Annotated in this window: 24 protein-coding genes; 17 read left to right on the top strand and 7 right to left on the bottom strand. The window is 70.9% G+C overall.

Features of this window, described 5'->3' with window-relative positions; translation table 11 throughout:
- Positions 1–77: 77 nt before the first annotated feature.
- Positions 78–1,085: a hypothetical protein gene (locus AB0I03_RS16565; protein WP_360413158.1), complete on the top strand. Its 1,008-nt coding sequence runs from the start codon at positions 78–80 to the stop codon at positions 1,083–1,085.
- 86 nt (positions 1,086–1,171) lie between these two features.
- Here the strand turns inward: AB0I03_RS16565 and AB0I03_RS16570 are convergent, their stop codons facing one another.
- A complete protein-coding gene (locus AB0I03_RS16570) occupies positions 1,172–2,002 on the bottom strand; it encodes an aldo/keto reductase (protein ID WP_360413161.1) in 831 nt (276 codons plus the stop codon).
- A 115-nt stretch (positions 2,003–2,117) separates the two neighbouring features.
- Between AB0I03_RS16570 and AB0I03_RS16575 the strand changes: the two genes are divergently transcribed.
- Together AB0I03_RS16575 and AB0I03_RS16580 are read left to right on the top strand one after the other, a co-directional pair.
- Positions 2,118–2,582 carry a hypothetical protein gene (locus AB0I03_RS16575; protein WP_360413164.1) on the top strand — a complete coding sequence of 155 codons (465 nt, stop codon included), beginning with the start codon at positions 2,118–2,120 and terminating at the stop codon, positions 2,580–2,582.
- Positions 2,579–2,890 carry a transcriptional regulator gene (locus AB0I03_RS16580; RefSeq protein WP_360413167.1) on the top strand — a complete coding sequence of 104 codons (312 nt, stop codon included), beginning with the start codon at positions 2,579–2,581 and terminating at the stop codon, positions 2,888–2,890. Before AB0I03_RS16575 ends, AB0I03_RS16580 begins: the two co-directional genes overlap by 4 nt.
- Positions 2,891–2,970: 80 nt before the next feature.
- On the opposite strand, the gene AB0I03_RS16585 is transcribed toward AB0I03_RS16580, so the two are convergent.
- Genes AB0I03_RS16585 through AB0I03_RS16595 form a run of 3 tightly spaced genes read right to left on the bottom strand, consistent with a single transcriptional unit; the run spans position 2,971 to position 5,588 of the window.
- The gene (locus tag AB0I03_RS16585; protein ID WP_360413170.1) at positions 2,971–3,816 is read right to left on the bottom strand and encodes an aldo/keto reductase; all 846 of its coding nucleotides are present in this window, start codon (positions 3,814–3,816) and stop codon (positions 2,971–2,973) included.
- Positions 3,817–3,834: 18 nt separating this feature from the next.
- The gene (gene gmd / locus AB0I03_RS16590; RefSeq protein ID WP_360413173.1) at positions 3,835–4,827 is read right to left on the bottom strand and encodes a GDP-mannose 4,6-dehydratase; all 993 of its coding nucleotides are present in this window, start codon (positions 4,825–4,827) and stop codon (positions 3,835–3,837) included.
- Positions 4,824–5,588 (bottom strand): helix-turn-helix domain-containing protein, encoded by a 765-nt coding sequence (locus AB0I03_RS16595; RefSeq protein ID WP_360413176.1) that lies wholly within the window; start codon positions 5,586–5,588, stop codon positions 4,824–4,826. Before AB0I03_RS16595 ends, gmd begins: the two co-directional genes overlap by 4 nt.
- A gap of 211 nt (positions 5,589–5,799) precedes the next feature.
- Between AB0I03_RS16595 and AB0I03_RS16600 the strand changes: the two genes are divergently transcribed.
- The 7 genes from AB0I03_RS16600 (at position 5,800) to AB0I03_RS16630 (ending at position 16,041) form a co-directional block, all read left to right on the top strand.
- Positions 5,800–7,311: a sodium:solute symporter family protein gene (locus AB0I03_RS16600; RefSeq protein WP_360413179.1), complete on the top strand. Its 1,512-nt coding sequence runs from the start codon at positions 5,800–5,802 to the stop codon at positions 7,309–7,311.
- Positions 7,312–7,488: 177 nt separating this feature from the next.
- Positions 7,489–8,349 (top strand): urea amidolyase associated protein UAAP1, encoded by an 861-nt coding sequence (locus AB0I03_RS16605; protein WP_360413182.1) that lies wholly within the window; start codon positions 7,489–7,491, stop codon positions 8,347–8,349.
- Positions 8,346–8,987, top strand: a complete 642-nt coding sequence (locus tag AB0I03_RS16610) for an urea amidolyase associated protein UAAP2 (RefSeq protein WP_360413185.1) — start codon at positions 8,346–8,348, stop codon at positions 8,985–8,987. The genes AB0I03_RS16605 and AB0I03_RS16610 overlap by 4 nt, the downstream gene beginning before the upstream one ends.
- A gap of 1 nt (position 8,988) precedes the next feature.
- Positions 8,989–12,561, top strand: a complete 3,573-nt coding sequence (uca, locus tag AB0I03_RS16615; RefSeq protein ID WP_360413188.1) for an urea carboxylase — start codon at positions 8,989–8,991, stop codon at positions 12,559–12,561.
- Positions 12,562–12,729: 168 nt separating this feature from the next.
- Complete coding sequence (locus AB0I03_RS16620) at positions 12,730–13,881, top strand: alkaline phosphatase PhoX (protein ID WP_360413191.1); 1,152 nt, start codon at positions 12,730–12,732, stop codon at positions 13,879–13,881.
- Positions 13,882–13,984: 103 nt separating this feature from the next.
- Entirely contained in the window at positions 13,985–14,974 is a 990-nt protein-coding gene (locus tag AB0I03_RS16625; protein WP_360413194.1) for an NAD(P)/FAD-dependent oxidoreductase, read from the top strand.
- A gap of 101 nt (positions 14,975–15,075) precedes the next feature.
- Entirely contained in the window at positions 15,076–16,041 is a 966-nt protein-coding gene (locus AB0I03_RS16630; RefSeq protein ID WP_360413197.1) for an NAD(P)H-quinone oxidoreductase, read from the top strand.
- A 353-nt stretch (positions 16,042–16,394) separates the two neighbouring features.
- Here the strand turns inward: AB0I03_RS16630 and AB0I03_RS16635 are convergent, their stop codons facing one another.
- Positions 16,395–16,832, bottom strand: coding sequence for a MerR family transcriptional regulator (locus tag AB0I03_RS16635; RefSeq protein WP_360413200.1), 438 nt, complete (start codon positions 16,830–16,832; stop codon positions 16,395–16,397).
- A 172-nt stretch (positions 16,833–17,004) separates the two neighbouring features.
- Here AB0I03_RS16635 and thrS point away from each other — a divergent pair, with 172 nt between their 5' ends.
- The 3 genes from thrS to AB0I03_RS16650 all read left to right on the top strand — a co-directional run bounded on the left by thrS (position 17,005) and on the right by AB0I03_RS16650 (position 19,856).
- Positions 17,005–19,038, top strand: coding sequence for a threonine--tRNA ligase (gene thrS / locus AB0I03_RS16640; protein WP_360413203.1), 2,034 nt, complete (start codon positions 17,005–17,007; stop codon positions 19,036–19,038).
- 118 nt (positions 19,039–19,156) lie between these two features.
- On the top strand, positions 19,157–19,534 hold the full coding sequence (locus AB0I03_RS16645) for a type II toxin-antitoxin system RelE/ParE family toxin (protein ID WP_360413206.1): 378 nt from the start codon (positions 19,157–19,159) through the stop codon (positions 19,532–19,534).
- Positions 19,527–19,856, top strand: a complete 330-nt coding sequence (locus tag AB0I03_RS16650; protein ID WP_360413209.1) for a helix-turn-helix domain-containing protein — start codon at positions 19,527–19,529, stop codon at positions 19,854–19,856. The genes AB0I03_RS16645 and AB0I03_RS16650 overlap by 8 nt, the downstream gene beginning before the upstream one ends.
- Here AB0I03_RS16650 and AB0I03_RS16655 read toward each other — a convergent pair.
- Both AB0I03_RS16655 and AB0I03_RS16660 read right to left on the bottom strand, forming a co-directional pair.
- Positions 19,835–20,008: a CopG family transcriptional regulator gene (locus tag AB0I03_RS16655; protein WP_360413212.1), complete on the bottom strand. Its 174-nt coding sequence runs from the start codon at positions 20,006–20,008 to the stop codon at positions 19,835–19,837. The genes AB0I03_RS16650 and AB0I03_RS16655 overlap by 22 nt on opposite strands.
- A 5-nt stretch (positions 20,009–20,013) precedes the next feature.
- Positions 20,014–21,522 carry a potassium/proton antiporter gene (locus tag AB0I03_RS16660; RefSeq protein ID WP_360413215.1) on the bottom strand — a complete coding sequence of 503 codons (1,509 nt, stop codon included), beginning with the start codon at positions 21,520–21,522 and terminating at the stop codon, positions 20,014–20,016.
- Positions 21,523–21,604: 82 nt separating this feature from the next.
- On the opposite strand from AB0I03_RS16660, the gene AB0I03_RS16665 reads away from it, so the two are divergent.
- The 4 genes from AB0I03_RS16665 (at position 21,605) to AB0I03_RS16680 (ending at position 24,911) form a co-directional block, all read left to right on the top strand.
- Positions 21,605–22,150: an HIT domain-containing protein gene (locus AB0I03_RS16665; protein ID WP_360413218.1), complete on the top strand. Its 546-nt coding sequence runs from the start codon at positions 21,605–21,607 to the stop codon at positions 22,148–22,150.
- 113 nt (positions 22,151–22,263) lie between these two features.
- Positions 22,264–22,893 (top strand): phosphatidylinositol phosphate synthase, encoded by a 630-nt coding sequence (gene pgsA / locus AB0I03_RS16670; RefSeq protein ID WP_360413221.1) that lies wholly within the window; start codon positions 22,264–22,266, stop codon positions 22,891–22,893.
- On the top strand, positions 22,886–23,782 hold the full coding sequence (locus AB0I03_RS16675) for a phosphatidylinositol mannoside acyltransferase (protein ID WP_360413224.1): 897 nt from the start codon (positions 22,886–22,888) through the stop codon (positions 23,780–23,782). The genes pgsA and AB0I03_RS16675 overlap by 8 nt, the downstream gene beginning before the upstream one ends.
- Before the next feature lie 10 nt (positions 23,783–23,792).
- Positions 23,793–24,911, top strand: coding sequence for a glycosyltransferase family 4 protein (locus AB0I03_RS16680; RefSeq protein ID WP_360413892.1), 1,119 nt, complete (start codon positions 23,793–23,795; stop codon positions 24,909–24,911).
- The last annotated feature ends 87 nt before the right edge of the window (positions 24,912–24,998 follow it).

Here is a 24,998-nt window from a genome sequence, read left to right on the forward strand (position 1 = left end):
TGTCTCGACAGCTCGCCGTGCTCGGCGGTGTCCCCTGGACGCCGCCGAGCACCGTATCCCCAAAGGACCCCTCGCCGATGCCCCGCATACTCGCCCTCGCCGCACTGCCGCTCCTGGCAGCGGCTTCACTCACGGCCGCCGGCAGTGCCGACGCTGATTCCTTCCTGCGCACCGAGCCCTACGAGCTGATCGTCGGGAGCGGTGGCGATCCCTGGTGCGAGGAGGGCGGCGCCGCCGGCGACCTCGCCGCACCGGCGGACCTTCGCGGCGCCCACTTCTCGTTCTCGCTGGATTGCCTCTTCAGCGCGCCCAAGGTGCCGGCGGACCTGGCCGCCTCGATCCCCGCGCTGGAGCACGTGCCGCCCGCGCAGGACGGCTCCGAATTCCTCTTCGTACAGCTCGCACTCTCGAGCGAGTACAGCCCCGAGCACACCACCGAACCGTCGTTGCTCGCCTCCTGGATCGAGGTCGGCGAGGAGCGGATCAGCCTCGCGGCCGCACCGCGCTCGAGCGACCACTACGTGGTGAGTGCGCCCCGAGACGCCCGAGCGGTGCTGTGGGTGTCCGACGCGGACCGAGCCCAAGGCATCGACCTGCGCACCGGTGCGCAAGTCGAGCCGGTCGCCGCCTACTACAACGGCCTTGCTTTGCGCTCATACAATCTCGGCGGCTTCGAGGACGATGATCCCTTCCGCATCGTCAACGAGCGCCGCAGCGGGACGGCCACATGCTCGACCGAGTATGCAGAGGGGACCCGGGCGCTGTGGTTGGAGGACCGCGGTTGGGCGCCGGAAGGCACGGTGTTCATAGAGGTGAGGACCCGATGGTGCTCCAGGTACAACGACATCACTTGGGAGCTCGACCGGGAGCGGGCATTCACGATCGACGGCGAGGCGCCGATGTCCTGGACCGCGACTGAGCGCAACGCGTACTGGGACGATCTCGTCTTGGTCTTCACGATTCCTGCCGACGTCCGCGAGGCCACGATCGACTTCAGCCCGGTGGGCGACATCCGGTTCAAGGAGACCGGTGAGGAGCTCTTCACCGACGATCTCCCGAACTTCGCCTGGAAATTGGCCTTCTAGTCCGAGCTGCGTCGAAGCACTGGGCTTCGGCGCGCTGAACGGCCGGGGAACCGGCGGCACCTTGCGGTGCCGCCGGTTCACGTTCGCTAGTGCACTTCGAGGGGGTCGCCGCCCTGGCGGATGCCGGTGTCGAGGGCGTCGATCTCGGCGAGGTCCTTGTCGGACAGGGCGAAGTCGAGGACTTCCCAGTTCTCGCGGATGCGCTCGGGGGTGACCGACTTGGGGATGACGACGTTGCCGCGCTGGAGGTTCCAGCGGAGCACGACCTGTGCGGGCGTGCGGCCGTGGGCCTCGGCGACGGCCCGCACCGCGGGCTCGTCGAACAGGCCGCCCGCGCGGAGGCCGAGCGGTCCCCAGGACTCGGTGACGACGCCGTGCTCGTCGTGCCAGGCGCGCAGTTCCGGCTGGCTGAAGTACGGGTGGAGCTCGACCTGGTTGATCTCGGGGGCCGTGCCGGTCTCGGTCTCGCAGCGGTCGAGGTGATCGATGGTGAAGTTCGAGACGCCGGCCGAGCGGAGGAGGCCTTCCGAGCGGGCGTCCAGGAGCGCCCGCCAGGACTCGACGTACTTGCCGACCTGCGGGCGCGGCCAGTGGAGGAGGTACAGGTCGAGGTAGTCGGTGCCGAGCCGTTCGAGGGACTCCTCGAGGTTGCGGCGGACATCGTCGTAGCCGTGCTCCCAGGTCTTGCTGGTGAGGAAGATGTCGCCGCGGGCGACGCCGGACTCCTTGATCGCCTGGCCGACGCCGGCCTCGTTCTTGTAGCCGACCGCGGTGTCGATGAGCCGGTAGCCGGTCTCGATGGCGGTCGCGACCGCGGACCGCACGTCGGTGCCGTCGTCGATCCTGAAGGTGCCGTAGCCGTAGCGGGGGATCTGGGCGCCGCCGGACATGGTGATCGCTGTGCTCAGTTCGCTCATGCGCGCGAGCCTACTCACTTGGCACGCGATTGCACAGCATCGCAGCGCCGAAAACTTGCCGTTATGGAAAGTCTCGACTTGACGCGATGGAAAGTCGTGGGTTAGACTTTCCGCTATGGAAAGTCAACTGAGCCCCCAAGAAGCCCAGGCCGCCCTCGCCGCCGTGGACGAGTCCCGTTCCGACATCGCCGACCGCCTCGTCACCCCGTGGTGGTACCACCCGATCCTCGGCGTCCTCGTCGGCGGGCTCATCACCGTCGCGACGATCGGCGTCGCGTTCCCGACCCTGATAGGCGTGCTCGCGGTCTACGCGGTGGGCATCTACCTCCTGATGAGCGCCTACCGCCGCAAGACCGGCGTGTGGATGAACGGCTTCGGCGGCGGCCCCAGGGCCCGCCGCAGCCTGGCCCTCCTGTTCGCCGTCACCCTCGCGATCACTATTGCGGGCTCGGTGTTGAGCATGGGCCTGGAGATCCGCTGGGCCGCACTGCTCACCGGTCTCGCGGTCGCCCTGACCATGACGCTCTGGGGCCGCCACTACGACAACGTGCTCCGCGCCGAGTTGCGCGAGACCTCATGATCGAGCCCCGGTTCGACGAGATCGTCCACGCCCCCAACCGGTTGCGGATCTGCTCGATGCTCTCGGCGACGGACGAGGTCGAGTTCGCCGCACTGCGCGAATCCCTCGGCGTCAGCGACTCGGTCCTCAGCAAGCAGCTCAAGGCACTGGAGGACGCCGGGTACGTCACGGTCAAGAAGTCTCCTATGGACGGACGCACCCGCACCTGGGCCGCCCTCACCCCCGCGGGGAAGGCGGCCTTCAACGGCCATGTGGCCGAACTCCGGCGACTCGCGGCGGGCATCACGGTTGAACAGCCGGTCGAATAGCATCGCCGGCGAACAGCGAGTCGAACAGCACCGAGACGCGACGGGGCGGGTGGCCAGGCCACCCGCCCCGTCCACGATATTCAGCGTTCGTTGCTCCCCGGGTCGATGCCCTGGCGCACACCGGTCTCCAGCGCGTCGATGGCCGCCATCTCGTCCTCCGAGAGCGCGAAGCCGAACACGTCGAAGTTCTCGGCGATGCGGCTCGCCTTGGAGGACTTGGGGATGACGACGCAGCCGTGCTGCAGGTGCCAGCGGATCACGACCTGCCCCGGGGTCTTCCCGTGCGCCTCCGCAGCGGCCGTGACGGCGGGCTCGGCGAGCACCGAGCCGGTGCGCTGGCCCAGCGGCCCCCACGACTCAGTGGCGATGCCCCGCTCGGCCTGCCAGGCCCGCAGCTCGGGCTGGTTGAAGTACGGATGCAGCTCGACCTGGTTCACCGAGGGGTACACGCCCGTCGCCTCGTTGACCGCCTCGAGGTGCTCGGGCAGGAAGTTCGAGACGCCCGCCGAGCGGATCAGGCCCTCCTCCTTGGCCTTGAGCAGGGCCTCGAAGGTCTCGACGTACAGGCCCTGCTTGGGGGAGGGCCAGTGGATCAGGTACAGGTCGAGGTAGTCGGTGCCGAGGCGCTCCAGCGAGGCCTCGAGCGCGGCGCGGGCGGGCCCGGCGCCATGGTGGTCGTTCCAGACCTTCGTGGTGAGGAAGACCTCCTCGCGCGGGACGCCCGAGGCGGCGACCGCGCGGCCGACGCCGACCTCGTTGCCGTACATCTCGGCCGTGTCGATCAGGCGGTAGCCCGCGGCGAGCGCGGCCTCGACGGCCTGCTGGGCCTCGTCGTCGCCCACCTTGTAGGTGCCGTAGCCGATGCGCGGCATCGCGACGCCGTCGTTCAGTTCCATCTGGTCGGTCGGAGCGCTGGGATCTGTCATGCCCCGAGGGTAACCACTTCACAGGGCCTTGCGGTCGGCGTCGACCATGATCCGTGCCAGCTCGTCCCAGTGGACGCGGGCCTTCCAGCCGATCTCGCGCTCGATCTTGGCCGGGTCGCCGATGAGCGCCGGAACCTCCGCCGGGCGCTCGTAGCGCGCGTCGTGCTCGATGTGGTCGCGCCAGTCGAGCCCGGCGTGGCCGAACGCGGCCTCGGCGAACTCGCGCACCGTCGCGGGCCTGCCGGTGGCGAGCACGTAGTCGACCGGCTCGTCGTGCTGGAGCATGAGCCACATCGCCTCGACGTACTCGGGGGCGTAGCCCCAGTCGCGCACGGCGTCCATGTTCCCCAGGAAGACCTTCCGCTCCAGGCCCGCCGCGATCCGGGCCACCGCGCGCGTGATCTTGCGGGTCACGAACGTCTCGCCGCGGCGCGGGCTCTCGTGGTTGAAGGCGATGCCGTTGACGGCGAACATGCCGTAGGACTCGCGGTAGTTCACGGTGGCCCAGTGCGCGTAGACCTTCGCGACCCCGTAGGGGCTGCGCGGGTGGAAGGGCGTGGACTCGTCCTGCGGGGGCGCGGCGGTGCCGAACATCTCCGAAGTGGACGCCTGGTAGATCCGGGTGTCGATGCCGCTGGCGCGCACGGCCTCCAGCAGCCGGATCGCGCCGAGCGCGGTCACGTTCGCCGTGTACTCGGGCAGGTCGAAGCTGACGCGCACGTGGCTCTGGGCGGCGAGGTTGTAGATCTCGTCGGGGCGCACGTCCCGCACGAGGTTCACCATCATGCCCGCGTCCGTCAGGTCGCCCTTGTGCAGGAAGAGCTTTCGCTCGGTCTCGTGCGGGTCCTGGTAGACCGCTTCGAGCCGCGAGGTGTTGGCGATGAGGGACGACGCGTGCCGGACGATCCCGTGGACCGTGTAGCCCTTGGCGAGCAGCAGCTCGGCGAGGTACGAGCCGTCCTGCCCGGTGATCCCGGTGATCAGGGCGGTCTTGCCGGCGGTGCTCGTCATGCGCGGTCCTTCACTGTCGTACTCGGGAGGTGCTCGGAGCGGTCGATCCAGTCGGCGCACAGCCGCAGGCCCTGGACGCGGGCGGCGGCGAAGTCGCCGCACTCGGCCAGGCGCAGCACCCCGTCGGCGACGCCGGCCGAGTAGGCGACCGGGTCGACGACGGAAGTGTGCTCGAGGCGGGCCAGGATCACGCCCTCGACCAGGCCGAAGACGAGGTGCGCGCGCTGGGCGAGGCCGCCGGGCGGGTAGTCGCGGGCCGCGCCGGTGCGGCCGAGCAGTTCGCGGTAGGACTCGCGCAGGCGCTCGCGCATCTCGCGGAACGGCGCGAAGACCTCCTGCCGCACCTCGGGCAGCAGGTAGAGCGCGCCGAGGTTGTAGCGGGCCCCGGCGAGCTGCGCGGTGTCGATGCGGGCCAGCGCCCACAGCCGCGCCTCCGCGGAGGCGTCCTGCTCGGCCAGCGCCCATTCGGCGAACTCGAGCGAGGGGGCGACAGTGGTCTCGAGCAGGCTGCTGAGCAGCGCTTCCTTGCTGGGGAAGTGGTAGTACATGCTGGCCTGGCGCATCCCGGCGCTGGCGGCGATGGCGCGCGTGGAGGTGGCGGTGTAGCCCTGGACCGTGAAGAGCTCGGCCGCGGCGGCGAGGAGCTGGTCGCGGGGGTCGGCGGCGTGCGCGGTGCCATCGCCGGGCTCCGGGACGGCCCTGGGGCGGCCGACCCGCCGCTTGGGCCGGTCCGCCGGGGACTCCTTCGCTGCGGTGGGCATCGGTACGCCTTCCTGTCCTGTGTGCGCGCACCAGTCTAGTTCGCGGGCTTCTGATCCGGTCGGCGAGCGCGGTTCGCGGTGCGGGTCCCGCATTCGCGTGTTGCCGTTGTGCGGGGGTGTTCATGCCCGCGAAACGGTTGCTGTCAACTGATCGAAATACCCGGGCGGTTGATTTCTATCGACTGATAGAAATCAACTCGGAAGGTGCCCGATGATACTCCTCGGTGTAGGGCTCTCAATCGTCGTCGTCCTGGTCATCGGCCTCGTCGTCGCCAAGAAGGTGGACGGCGACTCCGGCCGCTACCTCGTCGCGGGCCGCACGCTCGGCATCCCGCTCGTCGCCGCCGGGCTCATGGCCCAGGCGGTCGACGCCAACGCCACCCTCGGCAACACGGACCTCGCCTACGGCTTCGGCTTCTGGGCCGGCGCCAGCCTCCCCATCGGGCTCGCCCTGTGCCTGCTCCTGACCGGCCTGTTCTTCGCCCGCCGCATGAACGCCGCCAAGCTCCTCACCCTCCCCGACTGGTACGCCCGCCGGTACGGCCGCCGGATCGAACTGGCCGCCTCGGTCGCGATGATCGCCGCGTACGTGCTGCTCCTCGCCGGGAACCTCGTCGCGGGCGGGTTCCTCTTCGAGCACTTCCTCGGCATCGACTACACGCTGGGCGTCCTGCTCATCGTCGCCGTGGTCATGACCTACACCGTGGCCGGAGGCATGTTCTCCGACTCCTACACCGCCGCCGCCCAGATGGTCATCACCATCATCGGCACCGCCTGCCTGTTCACGTGGGTCGCCGTCACGCACGGGATCACGGTGCCGGAAGGCATGGGCGCCTTCGACCTCGGCCAGCTGACCGACCCGGCCCAAGGCGCGCCCGTCAACTGGGCCACCCTCATCGCCCTGGGCGTCGGCGACATCGTGGCCATCGACTTCATGCAGCGGATCTTCTCCGCCAAGAGCCCCTCGGTCGCCCGCCGGGCCTGCTTCCTCGGCGCGGCAGGGACCCTTCTCATCGGCATCCCCTTCAGCTTCGTGGCCCTCTCCGCGGTCGACATCGTGGGCCCCGACGCCGGCTCCGCGGTCCTCTTCACACTGCTGGAGGACCACGCTCCGGCCTGGCTGGCCATGCTGGTGCTCGCCGCCGTCGTGGCCGCCTCCTGCTCGACCGCGAACGGCGCGATCCTCGGCACCGGCGCCGTGGCCGCCCGCAACATCGCGGGCATCCGCGAAACCGACGGCGGCAAGCTCCCCGAGCTGAAGGTCTTCGGCGCCGGCAAGGATCCGCTGCTGCGGGCCAGCCGGATCGCGATGTTCCCGATCGTGGGTCTCGCCGTCCTCGTGGCGGTGCGCGTGCCGCAGACCGGCATCCTCCTGACCCTCGCGTTCGACCTCATGCTCGCGGGCCTGGTCGTGCCGTTCGCCCTGGGGCTCTGGTGGAAGCGCGGCGGTGCGGTCGCCGCAGCCGCCGCGATCGCGGTGGGCTTCACCGTCCGCCTCGCGTTCTTCGTCGTCACCCCGACGGTGTACGGCGTCCCGAACGACCTCCTGTACATCGAGAACGACGTGGTCACCGCGTCCTTCGACGGCTGGACCACCTTCATCGCGTTCCTCGCCGGCACCTCGGCCTACATCGCGGCCGCGCTGCTGCGCCCGGCCAAGGCCTACCGGGCCGCCGCGCCCGCGCCCGACCTCGTGCGCGAACCGGTGGCCGCGCAGGCCTGATCACCCGGAAGGCTCCCGCGAACGACCGTTCGCGGGAGCCTTCGCGCCCCGGACCCGCACGCGCCCAAGCGGTTGTGCGCGCCATGCAACGAAGCCGAAACGCGGAGGTCACCGCTCCGAACACTCGCGGCGTTAATTTCTGTCAGTCGACAGAAATTGATCGGAGCGGAGGCCGCCATGACCGAAACCCCTGAACCGCAAGCCGAACCATCGGCCACCGGCAGCACCTACGCCGCCCGCGACCACGCCCGCGCCCAAGAGGCCGCCGCCACGGCCACCGAACGCGCCTGGATCCCCGCCACCGCCCACCCCGACACCCCCGCGGGCATCGACCCCGAAGCGCTCCTCTGGGCCGAGACCGTCGGCGCCGGCGGCTACGCCCACCAGGTCATCGCCCCCGGCACCATGGTCGAACTCACCGACCTCGACGGCGACGCCTGCGTCCACCTCGCCCTCGCCTGGGCCGGCACCCCCTGGGAACGCCTCTGCGTCCCCGACACCCTCAAGGTCCAGTGGAACGCCTACCTCGGCCAAGGCAGCCTCCTCCTCTCCGACCAGGGCCGCGCGCTGGCGAGCCTGGTCCTCGACGAGTCCGGCCGCCACGACGCGTTCTGCGGCGCGCCCACGGCCGCGCAGCACGAGGAGCGCTACGGCGACGGCACCCCGTGGGGCCCGACCCCGGCAGCCCGCGAACTGCTCAAACTGGCCGCCGCCAAGCACGACCTCACCGCCCGCGACCTGCCGCAGACCATCGCGCTCTTCAAGGGCCTCAAGGCGGACGCCGAGGGCCGCCTGCACTGGCTGGGCGGCGCCGGGCCCGGCCGCCGGGTGCGCCTCCTCGCCGAGGCCCCGCTCCTGGTCATGCTCGCCAACACCCCGCACCCGCTCGACCCGCGCGAGGCCTATACCGCCACCCCGGTCCGGGTCCTCGCCTGGCGCGAGCGCCCCACCGCACCCGGCGACGCCCGCTGGGACGCCACCCCCGAGGGCCGCCGCGCCCTCGCCAACACCGCCGCCCGGATCGGAGCCGCCGCATGACCGCCGCACACGAGCACCTCGTGGGCCCGCGCGGGCCCTGGTCCGGCCTCGTCGCCGCCGGGCAGACCCTCCGGATCACCGACCTCGAAGGCAACCAGGCCGTCGACTTCCTCCTCTTCGACGCCGCCGACACCACCCTGCGCTACAGCGCCCAGAACACCATCGCGGCCGCCGGAGCGCTGTTCCTCACCACCGGCTCGGTCCTGCGCGACGTCGAGCACCGTCCCCTTGCGACAGTGACCGCCGACAACTGCGGCCGCCACGACACCATCGGCGGCGCGTGCTCCAAGGAGTCCAACACCCTCCGCTACGGCCACCAGACCTGGGCCCAGCACGCGTGCGTGGAGAACTTCCTCCACGAGGGCGCCAAATGGGGCCTGGGCAAGCGCGACATGACCGGCAACATCAACTGGTTCATGAACGTGCCCGTCGAGGACGACGGCTGCCTCGGCATCGTGGACGGCATCTCCGCGCCCGGCCTGGAAGTCGCCCTCCGCGCCGAGCGGGACGTCATCGCCCTCATCTCGAACTGCCCCCAGATCAACAACCCCTGCAACGCGTTCAACCCGACTTCGATCCGCGTCACCGTCACCGCGCCGATCGAGGACTCGCAAGCTTCGTCGAGAGTGGAGTCCTGACGTGGCCTTCGACACCCTGCTCGTCGCCAACCGAGGCGAGATCGCCGTGCGCGTCATCGCCACCGCCAAGCGCATGGGCCTGCGGACCGTGGCCGTCTACTCCGACGCCGACCGGGCCGCGGCCCACGTGGACGCCGCCGACACCGCGGTGCGCATCGGCGGCCCGGCCCCCGCCGACTCCTACCTGCGGTCCGAGACGATCCTCGAGGCCGCCGCCGCGACCGGCGCGGGCGCGATCCACCCCGGGTACGGGTTCCTCTCCGAGAACGCCGCGTTCGCGCGGGCGGTCGAGGACGCCGGGATCGCCTTCGTCGGGCCCGCCCCCGAGCACCTGGAGCTGTTCGGCGCCAAGCACACCGCGCGGGACGCCGCCGAAGCCGCCGGTGTCCCGCTGCTGGCCGGGACCGGCCTCCTGGACGACGCGGCGCACGCCCTCGCCGAGGCCGAGCGGATCGGCTACCCCGTGATGCTCAAGGCGACCGGAGGCGGCGGCGGCATCGGGATGCGCCCCGCCGCGAACCCCGCCGAGCTGCGCGAGGCCTGGGGCAGCGTCAAGCGCCTCGCCGAGAGCGGTTTCGGCGACGCCGGGATCTTCCTGGAACGGCTCGTGCGCCGCGCCCGCCACGTCGAGGCGCAGGTCTTCGGCGACGGCCTCGGCGCGGTCACCGTCCTCGGCGACCGCGACTGCACCCTCCAGCGCCGCAACCAGAAGGTGATCGAAGAGGCCCCCGCGCCCGACGTCCCGGACCACCTGAGCGAGCGCTATCAGCAAGCGGCGCAAAGGCTCTGCGCCGACGTGCGCTACCGGTCCGCGGGCACCGTCGAGTTCCTCTACGACACCGAACGCGACGAGGTCGCGTTCCTCGAGGTGAACACCCGCCTCCAGGTCGAGCACCCCGTCACGGAAGCGGTCTACGGCGTGGACCTGGTGGAGTGGATGCTCCGCCTCGCCCAAGGCGACGCATCGCCGATGCGGCAGCCGTTGCGCGCCGGCGGCCACGCCGTGCAGACCCGCCTGTACGCCGAGGACCCCGCCCAGGGCCACCGGCCCTCCACCGGCACCGTCACCCACCTCACGCTGCCCGCGCACGTCCGCGTCGACACGTGGATCGAGGCCGGAGCCGAGGTCGGCCCCCACTACGACCCGATGATCGCCAAGGTCATCAGCCACGGCCCCACCCGCGCCGACGCCATCGCCATCGCTGCGAGCGCCTTGGGGGAGCTGCGGATCGCCGGTGTCGAGACCAACCAGGGCCAGCTCGCCGCCGCACTCGCCCACCCCGAGTTCACGGCCGCCCGCCACACCACCGCGACCCTCGCCGACGTGCGCGACCCGCGCCCCCGCATCGACGTCCTCACCGCCGGGACGCAGACGACCGTCCAGGACTGGCCCGGCCGCACCGGCTACTGGCAGGTGGGCCTGCCGCCCTCGGGCCCGATGGACGACCTGTCGTTCCGGCTCGGCAACCGTGCCCTCGGCAACCCCGAAGGCGCCCCGGGCCTCGAATGCGTCGCGCAGGGGCCGATCCTGCGGTTCAGCCACGACACCACCGTGTGCGTCACCGGCGCGCCCGCTCCGGTGACCCTGGACGGTGCGCCTGCGCCGCAATGGGAACCGTTCACCGTCCCCGCCGGGGCCGCGCTCGCGATCGGCGCGCCCGAGCACGTCGGCATCCGCACCTACCTGCTCGTGCACGGCGGCCTCGACGTGCCGCACTACCTCGGCTCGGCCGCCACCTTCACCCTCGGCGAGATCGGCGGCCTCACCGGAGGCGCGCTCAAACCGGGCGACGTGCTCCGCGCCGCCCCCACCGGATCCCGGTCGCCCACGCCGGTGCCCGCAGCGGACCGGCCGCAGTTCGCGAACCTCTGGGAACTCCCCGTGGTGGAGGGCCCGCACGCCGCCCCCGAGTTCTTCACCCGCGAGGACATGGACGACTTCTACAGCGCCCGTTGGGAAGTGCACTTCAACTCCGCCCGCACCGGGGTGCGCCTCACCGGACCGAAACCGCGCTGGGCCCGCCCCGACGGCGGCGAGGCCGGGCTCCACCCCTCGAACATCCACGACAACGCGTACGCGATCGGCGCGGTCGACTTCACCGGCGACATGCCCGTGGTGCTCGGCCCCGACGGGCCGAGCCTCGGCGGGTTCGTCTGCCCCGCAACGGTGATCGCGGCGCACCGCTGGCGGCTCGGGCAGCTGCGGCCCGGCGACACCGTGCGCTTCGTCCCTGTCAGCGACGCGGGCGTCCCGGCCGCCCGGCGGGGGCCCGCGCTAGCCCCGGCCCCCGACCGCGCTGCGGTCGCGGACGGCGGCGTCCTGGAGCGGCTCCCGGCCCGGCCCGACGCGCCGGCGGTGGCATACCGCCGCTCCGGCGACGACAACGTGCTGATCGAGTACGGCCCCAACCTGCTCGACCTGGCACTGCGGATGCGCGTGCACGCCCTCGCCGAAGCCGTCGTCTCCCGCCTGGGCGACGACGACGTGCTGCTCGACCTCACCCCGGGCGTGCGCAGCCTCCAGGTGCACTTCGACCCGGCCCGGATCGGCCAGTCCGCGCTCGTCGAGGCGCTGACCGACATCGAGTCCACGCTGCCGTCCACCGAAGCGCTCGCCGTGCCCAGCCGCGAGGTCTGGCTGCCGCTCTCCTGGGACGACCCGGCCACCCGCGAGGCCATCGACCGGTACATGAACGGCGTGCGCGACGACGCGCCCTGGTGCCCTTGGAACATCGAGTTCATCCGCCGCATGAACGGCCTGGACACAGTGGACGACGTGTACCGCACGGTCTTCGACGCCGAGTACATGGTGCTCGGCCTCGGCGACGTGTACCTCGGTGCGCCCGTGGCGACTCCGCTCGATCCGCGGCACCGGCTCGTCACCACCAAGTACAACCCGGCGCGCACCTGGACGCCGCAGAACGCGGTCGGCATCGGCGGCGCCTACCTCTGCATCTACGGCATGGAGGGCCCCGGCGGCTACCAGTTCGTCGGCCGCACCGTCCAGGTCTGGAACACCCACCGCCAGCGCGGGCCGTTCACCGGCGGCAAGCCGTGGCTGCTGCGGTTCTTCGACCGCATCCGCTGGTGCCCGGTCGGCACCGAGGAGCTGGCGGAGCTGCGCGCCGAGATGGACGCGGGCCGCTTCGTGCCGCGCACCGCCGAAGGCGAGTTCCGGTACGCCGACTACCGGCGCTTCCTCGGCGCGAACGCGGCCGGCATCGCGGCTTTCAAAGCGCGCCAAGCGGAGGCGTTCGCCGCCGAGCGGGCCGCCTGGGAGGCCTCGGGCGAGTTCGACCGCCAGCGGGCCGAGCCGCCCGCGGCTCCGATCGAGGACGTGGCCGCGCCGCCGGGCGGGGCCGTGGTGGCCGCGCCGCTGGCCGCGGCGGTGTGGAAGGCCCTGGTCGAGCCGGGTCAGGAGGTCGCGGCGGGCGACACGCTGTTCGTGCTGGAGGCGATGAAGATGGAGACGCCGGTCCTCTCGCCGCAGTCCGGGCGTGTCCTGAAAGTACTCGTCGGACCGGGCGATCTTGTGGCCCAGGGGAATCCGCTGGCGGTGCTGGAGCCGAGCTGATCCCGCGGTGCCGGCGGCGGGGCCGGAACGGGAGGGGTGTTCACGTCGCGGTCATCGAGACATCACCGATCCGTCCCGTCGAGTTGCCACGCCGAACGTCTCCGATTCCCTACGGTGTGTGGGCAAGCGATCCCCCCCCCCATCAGTTCGCCCGCAAAGGAACCGCTCATGCACCGACGCAACGTACTGCGAGCCGCCGTGGTCGGCACCGGCTCCGTCGCCTTCGGCTTCACCATGACCCGCCCCTCGTTCGCCGCCTACCCCGTCCAGACCGGACCGAGCCCCTACGGGTCGCTCCAGTCCGCCGACGCCAACGGGGTGATGCTCCCGCAGGGCTTCACCTCCCGCATCGTCGCCCGCTCCTCCCGGACCGTGCCCGGCACCTCCTACACCTGGCACGGCGCCCCCGACGGCGGCGCGTGCTTCGCCGACGGCAACGGCTGGATCTACGTGTCCAACGCCGAGCTCTCCACCGGCGGTGGCGCGGGCGCGCTGCGCTTCGACGCCTCCGGGAACATCGTGGACGCCTACCGCATCCTCAGCAACACCCGCACCAACTGCGCCGGCGGCGCGACCCCCTGGCACACCTGGCTCTCGTGCGAGGAGGTCGACCGCGGCTACGTGTACGAGACCGACCCGTTCGGCGTGAACGCCGCGACGCAGCGGCCCGCCATGGGCCGCTTCAAGCACGAGGCCGCCGCGTGCGACCCCGACCGGGGCGTCATCTACCTGACCGAGGACGTGTCGGACGGCGCGTTCTACCGCTTCAAGCCCACCACCTGGGGGAACCTCGCCTCCGGGCAGCTGCAGGTCCTCACCGAAGCGAGCGGGACGCTCACCTGGCGGAACGTGCCCGACCCGGACGGCTCGCCGACCGCCACCCGCAACCAGGTGTCGAACACCAAGCGCTTCAACGGCGGTGAGGGCTGCTACTACGCCGACGGCGTCTGCTTCTTCACCACCAAGGGCGACAACCGGGTCTGGGCCTACGACGCGGTGAACAACACGATCGCGATCGCCTACGACGACAACCTGACCTCCAGCGCGCCGCTCACCGGCGTCGACAACATCACCGGCGCCGCCGCCGGCGGCGACCTCTTCGTCGCCGAGGACGGCGGCAACATGGAGATCTGCATCATCACGCCCGACGACATCGTGGCGCCGTTCCTGCGCCTCTCCGGCCACGGCGCTTCCGAGATCTGCGGCCCCGCCTTCAACCCCGCCGGGAACCGGCTCTACTTCTCGTCCCAGCGGGGCACCACCGGCTCCAGCTCGGGCGGCATCACCTTCGAGGTGACCGGCCCGTTCCGCACGGCCTGAACCGAAGGGGCTTCGCGGCGGCCGGCCGCCGCGAAGCCCCACGGGGCCCGTCGCCTGGCTAGGATGTCGAGACGTGTCCCTACAACGGAGTCGGTGATCGTCCATGCCAGTCCTCACCGTCGACCTCGCGATCGTCGGCGCCGGCCCCACGGGTCTCTTCGCGGCCTACTACGCGGGCTTCCGCGGCCTGCGGACCGCGGTCATCGACGCGCTTCCCGAAGCGGGCGGCCAGATCACGGCCATGTACCCCGAGAAGCAGATCCTCGACGTCGCCGGATTCCCCTCGATCAAGGGCCGCGACCTCGTCGCCAATCTGCTGCGCCAGGCCGCCCCGTTCGCGCCGCAGTACCTCCTCGGCCGCCAGGCGAGCCGGCTCGAGCACCGCGACGGCATCCCGGTGCTGGAACTCGCCCCTGAGGACGGCGCCGCGGGCCGGCAGGTCGAGGCGCAGGCCGTGCTCATCACCGGCGGGCTCGGCAGCTTCGCGCCCCGGCCCCTGCCCGCGGCCGCCGACTTCCACGGCGCGGGCATCGTCTACTTCGTCCCCGAACTCGCCGCCCACGCCGGGCAGGACGTGGTGATCGTGGGCGGCGGCGACTCCGCGTTCGACTGGGCGATCGCTCTGCACGGCATCGCCGGCAGCATCACGATCGTGCACCGCCGCGAGAAGTTCCGCGCCCACCAGGCCACCGTGGATCGCGTGCGGGACCTCGGCGTGCCGGTGCTCGTCAACGCGCAGGTGACCGCCGTGCACGGCACCGAGGCGGTCAGCGGGGTCACCGTGGAGGTGAAGGACGAAGGGGCGCGGGAGCTCCCTGCCGACGCGATCGTGGCGGCCCTCGGCTTCACCGCCGACCTCGGGCCGCTGGGGGAGTGGGGCCTCGAACTCGACCGCCGCACCATCGCGGTGGACTCCACGATGGCCACCAACCTGCCGCGCGTCTACGCCGCCGGCGACATCGCCGCGTACCCGGGCAAGGTCAAGCTCATCGCCACCGGCTTCGGCGAGGCCGCCACGGCGGTGAACAACGCCGCGGTCGCGATCGACCCCGAAGCGCACCTCTTCCCTGGACACTCGAGCGAAAATCCCTGATTCCTTGCAGCACAAAGGATCTCGCCGATCCAAACGGGACTAACGTGACGTACTGACGGGTATCACGCCGGGGGCTCCGACCCGGGTCATACTATGCGGAGATGCTTGCCATGACCGTCGCCGACGGCCGCCTCACCGCCGCCCAGGTGTCCGAGCCCGCGCCCGGCCCCGATGAAGTCCTCATCGAGGTCGCCGCCGCCGGCGTCAACCGCGCCGACCTCCTCCAAGTCGCCGGCCACTATCCGAGCCCGCCCGGTGCGCCCGCCTGGCCGGGCCTCGAAGTCTCCGGCACGATCGTCCACGTCGGCAGCGACGACAACGCCTCGTTCCTCGGCGCCGAGGTCTGCGCGCTCCTCCCCGGCGGCGGCTACGCCCAGTACGTCACCGTCGACGCCGGACTCGTGCTCCCCAAGCCCGAGAACGTCACCCTCGTCGACGCCGCCGGACTGCCCGAAGTCGCCGCCACCGTCTACTCCAACCTCGGATACCTCCTCACCGCGGACGCCGACCGCAAGCGCCGCGTCCTCGTGCACGGCGGCGCGGGCGGCATCGGCACCTTCGCGATCCAGTTCGCGAAGAAGCTCGCCGCCGCCGAGACCTGGACGACCGCACGCGCCGAATGGACCCAGCGGCTGCAGGCACTCGGGGCCGACCGGGTCATCGACTACCGCAGCGAGGACTTCGCCGCGCTCGCCATGGAAGCCGGCGGCGCAGACGCCATCCTCGACGTCATCGGCGCCGCCTACTTCGAGCCGAACCTCAAGGCCCTCGCCCAGGACGGACGCCTCGCGATCATCGGCCTGCAGCAGGGCACCGCCGCCCAGATCCACCTCGGCGGCCTCCTCGCCAAACGCGCCCACATCACCGGCACCACCCTCAGGGCGCGCCCGCTCGAACAGCGCCGCCAGATCCTCGCCGAAGCCTTCGAACACGTCTGGCCCGCCCTCGACTCCGGCGAGATCGAACCGGTCGTCACCACCCGCATGCCGCTCACCGAAGCGGCAGAAGCCCACCGCCTCATGGGCGCGGGCGGCCACTTCGGCAAGATCGTCCTCACGGTGAAATAAGCAGCGGTCCGGGGTCCGGTCGGCCGGGCCTGTCGGACCCCTCGGGAACCCTTGAGTTCGGGGGCCCACCGAATGTCCGATACGCGCAGAACCGCCGAGACGCGCCCAGACGATCGGCGACGTGTCGGCCCCGGCTGCGACCCTTGACTCGGGGGCGCCTCGGGACGCCCGATTTGCGAAGACCCTCCGTGACACGCCGAAAAACGCGCTCGCCGCGGCCCCGAACCGGGACCGCGGCGAGCGCGGCTTTCCATTCCTTGGCCGCTACTTCTCGCAGCAGCCGTGGCAGCACGCCTCACCGGCGCACTGGCACGCACTGTCGTTGCAGCAGGTGCAGCATTCATCGGTCATCATCATTCGCACTCACCTCCATCGTCGATGTTCGGGGGACACCAGTTCTCGGGGAGCGGCGCGTCGCAGCTCCCCGCGTCGACCGCCCGCAGCATGTCCGTCAGCTGGCTCCGCAAGCCCTCCAACCGCACGATCTCGGCCGTGATCTCGCCGATCCGCCGCTCCAGGTGCTGCCCGGCCGGCTCGCACGGGCACGAGCCCGTGTCGCGCACGGCCAGCAGGTCCCCGATGTCGGCCAGGCGCAGCCCCGCGCGCTGGCACGCCCGGATGAACCTGGCCCGGTCCAGCGCCTCGGCCCCGTACCGGCGGTACCCGGCGGCGCTGCGCTCGGGCGCGGGGAACAGGCCCTCGCGCTCCCAGTGGCGGATGGCGTCGGTCGAGACGCCCACCGCTTCGGCGAGTCGTCCGACCGTGAAGGTGGTGGCGGTTGCTGCGGTCATGTACCGACCGTAAACCTTGGTGTCAGGACCAAGGTCAAGTCCGGACCCGAAGGAATTTCCACCACGCCTCCCGCGACCTAATGCGATGGAGTCCACAACGCCGCGGCTACTACCATGGACCCGTTATCCCGACATCGGAAACTCCGATGACCAGCACCGAACGAGGAGCACCGTGGCACCCGCAGCGCCGAACCACAGCAACCCAGCCGACGTCGTGAACGCGACCGAACCGCTGTGGGTGACTGCCGGCACCACGTGCGCTGCTGCGGTGGCCGAGGCCGGCCTCCCCGGCAACGGGCCGAACGCGATCGTCGTCGTCCGCGACGCCGAAGGACAGCTCCGCGACCTCTCCTGGGCGCCCGAGGCCGACACCAAGGTCGAGCCCGTCCCGCTGAACAGCCCCGACGGGCTCAACGTCATGCGCCACTCCGCCGCGCACGTCATGGCGCAGGCGGTGCAGGAGCTGCACGAGGCCAAGCTCGGCATCGGCCCGCCGATCACCGACGGCTTCTACTACGACTTCGACGTCGCGGAGCCGTTCAACCCCGACGACCTCAAGGCCGTCGAGAAGCGCATGCTCCAGATCATCAAGCAGGGGCAGACCTTCCACCGCCGCAAGTACGCGTCCCTCGACGAGGCCCGCGCCGAACTCGCGAACGAGCCCTACAAGCTCGAGCTCATCGAGACCAAGGGCGAGGGCACCGACGCCGACGAGGTCATGGAGGTCGGCGGCGGCGAGCTCACCGCGTACGACAACCACGACCGCAACGGCGAGCGCGTCTGGGGCGACCTCTGCCGCGGCCCGCACCTGCCCTCGACCAAGCTCATCGGCTCGGTCAAGATCATGCGCTCGGCCGCCGCGTACTGGATGGGCTCGGAGAAGAACCCGCAGCTCCAGCGCATCTACGGCACCGCCTGGCCGACCCTCCAGGATCAGAAGGACTACCTCGCGCGCCTCGCCGAGGCCGAGAAGCGCGACCACCGCAGGCTCGGGCAGCAGCTCGACCTCTTCTCGTTCCCCGACGAGCTCGGCTCCGGGCTCCCGGTGTTCCACCCCAAGGGCGCGATCATCCGGCACGAGATGGAGTCCTACCTGCGCGAACGCCAGCGCGAGGCCGGCTACGAGGTGGTGAACACCCCGCACATCACCAAAGAGGGACTGTTCCACACCTCGGGCCACCTGCCGTACTACGCGGACACCATGTTCCCGCCGATGGAGCTCGAGGGCGCGAACTACTACCTCAAGGCCATGAACTGCCCGATGCACAACCTGATCTTCCGCTCGCGCGGGCGCTCCTACCGCGAGCTGCCGCTGCGCCTGTCGGAGTTCGGGACCGTGTACCGGTACGAGAAGTCCGGGGTGGTCCACGGCCTGACCCGCGTGCGCGGCCTGACCCAGGACGACGCGCACATCTACTGCACCGAGGAGCAGGCCCCTGGCGAGATCAGGAGCCTCCTGGAGTTCGTGCTGCAGCTGCTGCGCGACTACGGGCTCAACGACTTCTACCTGGAGCTCTCCACCAAGGGCGACTCCGACAAGTTCATCGGCGACGACGACGTGTGGGAGTCCGCGACCGCGACCCTGCGCCAGGTCGCCGAGGAGTCGGGTCTCGACCTGGTCCCGGACCCGGGCGGCGCGGCCTTCTACGGTCCCAAGATCTCCGTCCAGGCCAAGGACGCGATCGGCCGCACCTGGCAGATGTCGACCATCCAGCTGGACTTCAACCAGCCCAACGGGTTCGGCCTCGAGTACTCGGCGGCCGACGGCACCCGCAAGCAGCCGGTCATGATCCACCGGGCGCTGTTCGGCTCGATCGAGCGGTTCTTCGGGGTGCTCACCGAGCACTACGCGGGCGCGTTCCCGGCGTGGCTGGCCCCGGTGCAGGCCGTCGGCATCCCGGTGCGCGACGAGAACGCCGACTACCTGGAGGCGTTCTTCACCCGGCTCCGCGCGGCGGGCATCCGCGGCGAGGTCGACCACTCGGACGACCGCATGCAGAAGAAGGTCCGCAACGCCCAGCTGCAGAAGATCCCGTTCATGATCATCGCCGGAGACGACGACCAGAACGCGGGCACCGTCTCGTTCCGCTACCGCGACGGCTCCCAGCGCAACGGCGTCCCGGCCGACGAGGCCATCGCCCACGTCGCGGACATCGTCAAGTCCCGGGTAAACGAAGGCCCTAGCGCCGCAACCGAAGAGGCCTAAGGCCCCAACCGCTCAGCGCTCGAAACGCCCGGTCAGGCATCGCCTGACCGGGCGAATTTCTTGTGCACACCGCGTGTCGCTGCTACGCTTGCCATGACTAAAACATTATGTTCTGAGGGTGCGATGGAAGATCAACATTCACCCCGAAGTCGCGGCGTGGCTTCGCCTGCTCGAAACCGACGAGCCTGTGAGTGCCGCCCTGATCCGGCAGGCGATCGACCAGCTTGCCGACGAAGGTCCGACCGCCAAGCGCCCGCTTGTCGATCGGGTAAAGGGCAGCCGCTACCACAACATGAAGGAACTGCGGCCAGGCTCGTCGGGCCGCTCGGAGGTTCGGATTCTGTTCGCCTTCGACCCGAAACGCGCGGCGATCCTCCTGATGGCAGGCGACAAGGCCGGACAGTGGCAAATCTGGTATCGAAAGGCGATCCGCATCGCGGATGATCGGTATGCCGAGCATCTTGAGTCGTTGGAAACGGAGGACGGCGATGTCTAAGTACGTGGACTGGGAGGACCTCAAGGCGGAGCTGAGGGCTAGTAGCCCCCTCAGCGATGCCGAGTACGAGGCGGCGGAAGCCATGGCGAAGGAACGGCACCAGGCGTACCTTCGTGGTTACCAGCTCGCCGAGATGCGCAAGACCGCGCAGATGACTCAGGCGGAGGTCGCCCGCATTCTGGGGGTTACCCAGGCGAGAATCTCAAAGATCGAGTCCGGCGAGATCTCGGGCATCGAGAACTACCGTGCGTATGTTGCGGCGCTCGGCGGCAAGGTCGAGACCGTGGCGACGATCGGCGATCATTCCTGGCGGGTCGCCTGATCGGCGAAGGGTTCGGCCCGTTGTTCGGTGCGTTCGACGGCTTTCGTGAGCGCTTGGCGCGCGTACTCGGATTTTGAGATCCCGAGGGCCTTGGCGAGCTCACCGACCTCTTGCCAAAGCTCCTCGGGAAACCGTGCGGTCACTCGTTTCATGCAACCTATCGTCCCACATGTAAGTCTTTGCCGGTTTCTCCGAGCCAGCGGGCGAGCCTTCCGGCCCTGGCCAATGCTGTTAGGCGCTGTTCGGTGGCCTCGCGCAGGGTCGGGGTGGTGACGACGAGGAGTTGGTCGCTCGAACGAAGGCGGTCGGCCTTGGCGGGGACGAACAGCCGGTCGCCTCTGACGACTCCGGCGATGGCGCTGCCTTCCGGCAGCCGCAGCTCGAAGATCCTGATGCCGGCCAGGCCCGAGCCCTTCTGCACGGTGACCGTCAGGACCTCGCCGTCCACGGCGTCGAGCGGCGCCGTCTCGATCTCCACCTCCTGGACGACCCGCTCCTGCGAGAGGCCCAGCTTCCTGGCCACCCACGGCAGGGTCGGCCCCTGGAGCAGGGTGAAGACCACCACGAGCACGAACACGATGTCCCAGAGCTGCTGCGCGCCAGGCAGGTTCGCGGCATGCGGAATGGTCGCCAGGACGATCGGGATGGCCCCGCGCAGGCCCGCCCAGGACAGGAGCACCTGTTCCTTCAGCGCGAACTTGAAGGGCAGCAGCGAGAGCCACACCGCGAGGGGCCGCGCCACCAGAGTCAGCACCACGCCGAGCACCAGGCCCGGCACGATCGCGTCGAGCAGGTTCGAGGGCGAGGCGAGCAGGCCGAGCATGACGAACATGCCGAGCTGCGCCATCCAGCCCAGGCCCGTCGCGAACGACTGCGTAGCCGCGCGGTGCGGCAGATGGGAGTTGCCGAGGACGAGCGCCGCCAGGTAGGCCGCGATGAAGCCGGAGGCGTGCAGGGTCCCGGCCGCCGCGAACGCCGCGAGGCCGAGGCTGAAGACCGCCAGCGGGTAGAGGCCCGAGACCGGCAGTGCCAAGCGCCGCAGGAGCCACGCCCCGCCGAAGCCGACCGCGACGCCGATGAGCGAGCCTGCCGCGAGCTCCCACACCAGCACGCCCAGCAGGTGCGCCGGGTCCGGGATGCCCGCCGCGGCCGAGAACGCGAGCACCAGGATCACCGCGGGCGCGTCGTTGAAACCCGACTCGGCCTCGAGGGTGCCGCTGAGCCGCTTGGGCAGGCCGATGCCGCGGAGCACGGAGAAGACCGCCGCCGCGTCGGTCGAGGCGACGACCGCGCCGATCGTGAGCGAGAGCTGCCAGTCGAAGCCGAGCAGGAAGTGGGCGCCGAGCGCGGTCACCGTGACCGAGACGCCGATGCCCACGGTCGCGAGCATCCCGGCCGGCGCCACCTGCTTGGCGATCGCCTGCCAGCGCGTCGAGAGGCCGCCCTCGATGAGGATGAGCGCCAACGCGAACGTGCCGAGCGCCTGGGCGAGGGCGAAGTCCTCGAACGGGATGCCCACGCCGTCCTCGCCGAGGACCAGGCCCGCGCCGAGGAACACCAGCAGCGCGGGGAGTCCGAGCCGCTGTGTCGCACGCAGGGCCGCGATGGAGAGCAGCACGGTGACGCAGCCGATCAGCACTACGAGGTACAGCTGGGGCAACGTCACGTCCGGAGCTTAACCGACACGGCGTGTCACGGTGTTTTCGTCGGGTTTCCGGCTCGCTCGCGCAGTGGCCTAGGATCGTTCCGTGGAAGAGCGCGAAGGCGAAGGCGTCGGCGTCCCCGACGGGTACGAGCGGCTGTGGACCCCGCACCGCATGTCCTACATCCAAGGCGAAGGCAAGCCCACGGGCGACGACGCGGACGTGGAGGGCTGCCCGTTCTGCGAGATCCCGAAGCTCGACGACGCGGACGGCAACATCGTCGCCCGCGCCGTGCACATGTACGTGGTCGTGAACAAGTACCCGTACAACAACGGCCACCTCATGGTCGTGCCCTTCCGGCACGTCCCCGACTACACCGACCTCGACGCCGACGAGATCGCCGAGATGGGCGCGCTCACCCAGCACGCCATGGCCGTGCTGCGCGCCGTGATGGGCGCGCACGGGTTCAACATCGGCATGAACCAGGGCCAGGTCGCGGGCGCAGGCATCGCCGGGCACCTGCACCAGCACATCGTCCCCCGCTGGGGCGGGGACGCGAACTTCATGCCGATCATCGGCCGCACCAAGACCCTCCCGCAGCTGCTGAAGGACACCCGTGCGGACCTCGCGGCCGCATGGGAGCGGGTGTGACCGGCCGGACCCCGTTAGAGTCAAGACAGCGCCCCTCCCGGCCCGATCGGGGGCGGGCACCGCACCCACGCCGCCCGAACACCCACCCGGGCCCGCCCAGAAAACAGGAGACCATGGCGAAGTTCCTTCGGACCTCCGGCCGAGCGGGCGTACGCCGTTACGTCGACGCCGCCGCGAAGGTCCTCATCCGCGCAGGCGTGTCCGCCAACGCCGTCACCGTGGCGGGCACCGCCGTGGTCGTCGGCGCCTCAGTGCTGCTGCTCGCGCCCGGCCACCTGCTGGCGGGCCTCCTCGTGGTCGCGGCCTCCGTCCTCACCGACATGCTCGACGGCGCGATCGCCCGCGTCAAGGGCACCGCCAGCCGCTTCGGCGCGCTCCTCGACTCCACTTGCGACCGCTTGGCGGACGGCGCGATCTTCGCGGGCCTGGCCTACTTCCTCCTCGCGGAGGACCGGGGCCTGGGCGGCGCGCTCGCGCTGTGGGCGCTCATCGCCTCGCAGATGGTCTCGTACGTGCGGGCGCGCGCCGAGTCGCTCGGCGCCGAATGCAATGTGGGCATCGCCGAGCGCCCCGAGCGGCTCATCATCGCCGCCGCCGCGGTGCTCGCCGAGGTCCTGGGCGTGCCGTGGGCGCTGGAGGCCGGCATGGGCCTGCTGGCCGTGCTCGCTTCGATCACCGTGGTGCAGCGCCTGTTCCACGCCCGCGCGGTGCTCGCCGCGAGTGAGGGGCGCGTCGATGTCTGAGCGCCTCACCGAGCTGGCCTACCTGGCCGCCTGGCGCGGCGTGCGGCTCCTCCCCGAGGGCGCCGCGCGCGCTCTGGGGAACCGCTTCGCCGACCGGGCCCTGCGCAAGAACGGCCGGGGCGTGCGCCAGCTGCGCAAGAACCTCGCCCGCGTCGTCGACGGCGAACCGGACGAGGCGCTGATGCGCCAGGCGATGCGCTCGTACGCCCGGTACTGGCTGGAGGCGTTCCGGCTCCCGTCGATGAGCACCGCGCAGCTCGAGCGGAAGTTCGAGATGAACGGCTACGAGCCGGTCCACGAGCGCGCCCGGCAGGGCCTGGGCTCGATCGTGGCGCTGCCGCACAGCGGGAACTGGGACTTCGCGGGCGCCTGGGTCGGCGCGGTCGCGAAGGACCGGCTCACCACCGTCGCCGAGCGGTTGAAGCCCGAAGGGGTCTACCGGCGCTTCCTGGAGTACCGCGAGTCCCTCGGCATGCAGATCATCCCGACCTCCGGCGGCGACCGCAATCCGCAAGCGGCCCTTGGTGAAGCACTCGACGCCGGGCACGTGGTCGCGCTCGTCGCCGACCGCGACCTCGGGCGCGGGGGCACCGAGGTGAAGTTCTTCGGCGAGGCCACCACCTTCCCCACCGGCCCTGCCCTGCTGGCCATCCGCAACAAGGTGGAGCTGTTCACCGCCGCCATCCACTACGAGGACGACCGCGCCGTCTGCCATATCTCGGGGCCGGTCGACCTCGGCTCCGGGTCCTTCCGCGAGCGCGTCGCCGGCGCGACCCAGCGGATGGCCGAGGCCTTCGAGGAGGGCATCCGCGCCCACCCCGCCGACTGGCACATGCTGCAGCGCTTCTGGTCCGCCGATTTCGACGCGCCGCGGGAAAGCGCCGACTGACATGGGGGACCTGCGGATCGGGATCGTCAGCCCGTACTCCTTCGACGTCCCCGGCGGGGTCCAGTTCCACATCCGCGACCTCGCCGAGACCCTCATCGACGCCGGGCACGACGTGTCGGTCCTCGCCCCCGCCACCGAGACCGCGAACCTGCCCGACTTCGTGGTCCCCGGCGGCAAGGCCGTGGCGGTGCCCTACAACGGGTCGATCGCGCGGCTCGCGTTCGGGCCCCGCTCGGCCGCGCGCGTGCGCAAGTGGTGCGCGGAAGGCGACTTCGACGTCATCCACGTGCACGAACCGCTCACTCCGAGCCTCGCGTGCCTGGCGGTGCTCAACGCCCGCTGCCCGGTCGTCGCCACGTTCCACACCGCGATGACCCGCTCGCGCATCCTCGCGGCCGGGAAGCACATGGCGCAGCTGGTGCTCGAGAGCCTCTCCGCGCGCATCGCCGTGAGCCCCTACGCCCGCAAGGTCCAGGTCGAGCACCTCGGCGGCGGCGCCGTCGAGATCCCCAACGGCGTCTCGGTCGCCTTCTACCGCAAGGCCGCTCCGCTCCTCGGCAAGCCCGACGGCCCCACGATCGGCTTCATGGGCCGCTACTCCGAGCCCCGCAAAGGCTTCCCGATCCTGCGCGACGCGTTCGCGTCGCTCGCCGCCGAACGCCCCGACCTGCACCTGCTCGTGGTCGGCCGCGGCGACCCCGAGGCTGCCGTCGCCGGGCTCGACCCCGCGATCGCCCGCCGCATCCGCTTCCTCGGCGCCGTCGACGACGAGGAGAAGGCCTCCATGCTCGCGGGCGTCGACCTCTACGTCGCCCCCAACACCGGCGGCGAGTCCTTCGGCATGATCCTCACCGAGGCCATGGCCGCCGGGACCTGCGTCCTCGCCTCTGACATCGAGGCGTTCAGCTCGGTCCTGGACGACGGCCGGGCAGGGGAGCTGTTCGCCGTCGGCGACAGCGCCGACCTCGCCGCGAAAGCCGGCCGCCTCCTCGACGACCAGCAACTCCGTACGGCGTACGTCGAGCGTGCGAACGAGTGGGTCAAGCGCTTCGACTGGCCCGAGGTCGCCGCGCGCCTCCTCGAGGTCTACCGCGCCGCCATCGAAGCGGGCACCGAGCGGCGCCGCTGAACCCTACAAAGAACGTGATCACCTCTTTACTCTGCGTGCGCAGCGGGTCCATAATGAGGCGAAGGGTCCGCGTAATCCCGTGCCGGA

The sequence above is a fragment of the Glycomyces sp. NPDC021274 genome (genome assembly GCF_040641195.1).
GTDB lineage: Bacteria > Actinomycetota > Actinomycetes > Mycobacteriales > Micromonosporaceae > Glycomyces.

Excerpts from the sequence above, each read along its gene's own strand:
- AB0I03_RS16635 (WP_360413200.1), bottom strand. The coding sequence starts at position 16,832 with ATGACCGCAGCAACCGCCACCACCTTCACGGTCGGACGACTCGCCGAA.
- AB0I03_RS16620 (WP_360413191.1), top strand. The coding sequence starts at position 12,730 with ATGCACCGACGCAACGTACTGCGAGCCGCCGTGGTCGGCACCGGCTCC.
- AB0I03_RS16625 (WP_360413194.1), top strand. The coding sequence starts at position 13,985 with ATGCCAGTCCTCACCGTCGACCTCGCGATCGTCGGCGCCGGCCCCACG.
- AB0I03_RS16575 (WP_360413164.1), top strand. The coding sequence starts at position 2,118 with ATGGAAAGTCAACTGAGCCCCCAAGAAGCCCAGGCCGCCCTCGCCGCC.
- AB0I03_RS16570 (WP_360413161.1), bottom strand. The coding sequence starts at position 2,002 with ATGAGCGAACTGAGCACAGCGATCACCATGTCCGGCGGCGCCCAGATC.
- AB0I03_RS16610 (WP_360413185.1), top strand. The coding sequence starts at position 8,346 with ATGACCGCCGCACACGAGCACCTCGTGGGCCCGCGCGGGCCCTGGTCC.
- AB0I03_RS16580 (WP_360413167.1), top strand. The coding sequence starts at position 2,579 with ATGATCGAGCCCCGGTTCGACGAGATCGTCCACGCCCCCAACCGGTTG.
- AB0I03_RS16565 (WP_360413158.1), top strand. The coding sequence starts at position 78 with ATGCCCCGCATACTCGCCCTCGCCGCACTGCCGCTCCTGGCAGCGGCT.
- AB0I03_RS16585 (WP_360413170.1), bottom strand. The coding sequence starts at position 3,816 with ATGACAGATCCCAGCGCTCCGACCGACCAGATGGAACTGAACGACGGC.
- pgsA (WP_360413221.1), top strand. The coding sequence starts at position 22,264 with ATGGCGAAGTTCCTTCGGACCTCCGGCCGAGCGGGCGTACGCCGTTAC.
- AB0I03_RS16650 (WP_360413209.1), top strand. The coding sequence starts at position 19,527 with ATGTCTAAGTACGTGGACTGGGAGGACCTCAAGGCGGAGCTGAGGGCT.
- AB0I03_RS16595 (WP_360413176.1), bottom strand. The coding sequence starts at position 5,588 with ATGCCCACCGCAGCGAAGGAGTCCCCGGCGGACCGGCCCAAGCGGCGG.
- AB0I03_RS16675 (WP_360413224.1), top strand. The coding sequence starts at position 22,886 with ATGTCTGAGCGCCTCACCGAGCTGGCCTACCTGGCCGCCTGGCGCGGC.
- AB0I03_RS16600 (WP_360413179.1), top strand. The coding sequence starts at position 5,800 with ATGATACTCCTCGGTGTAGGGCTCTCAATCGTCGTCGTCCTGGTCATC.
- AB0I03_RS16655 (WP_360413212.1), bottom strand. The coding sequence starts at position 20,008 with ATGAAACGAGTGACCGCACGGTTTCCCGAGGAGCTTTGGCAAGAGGTC.
- AB0I03_RS16630 (WP_360413197.1), top strand. The coding sequence starts at position 15,076 with ATGCTTGCCATGACCGTCGCCGACGGCCGCCTCACCGCCGCCCAGGTG.
- AB0I03_RS16605 (WP_360413182.1), top strand. The coding sequence starts at position 7,489 with ATGACCGAAACCCCTGAACCGCAAGCCGAACCATCGGCCACCGGCAGC.
- gmd (WP_360413173.1), bottom strand. The coding sequence starts at position 4,827 with ATGACGAGCACCGCCGGCAAGACCGCCCTGATCACCGGGATCACCGGG.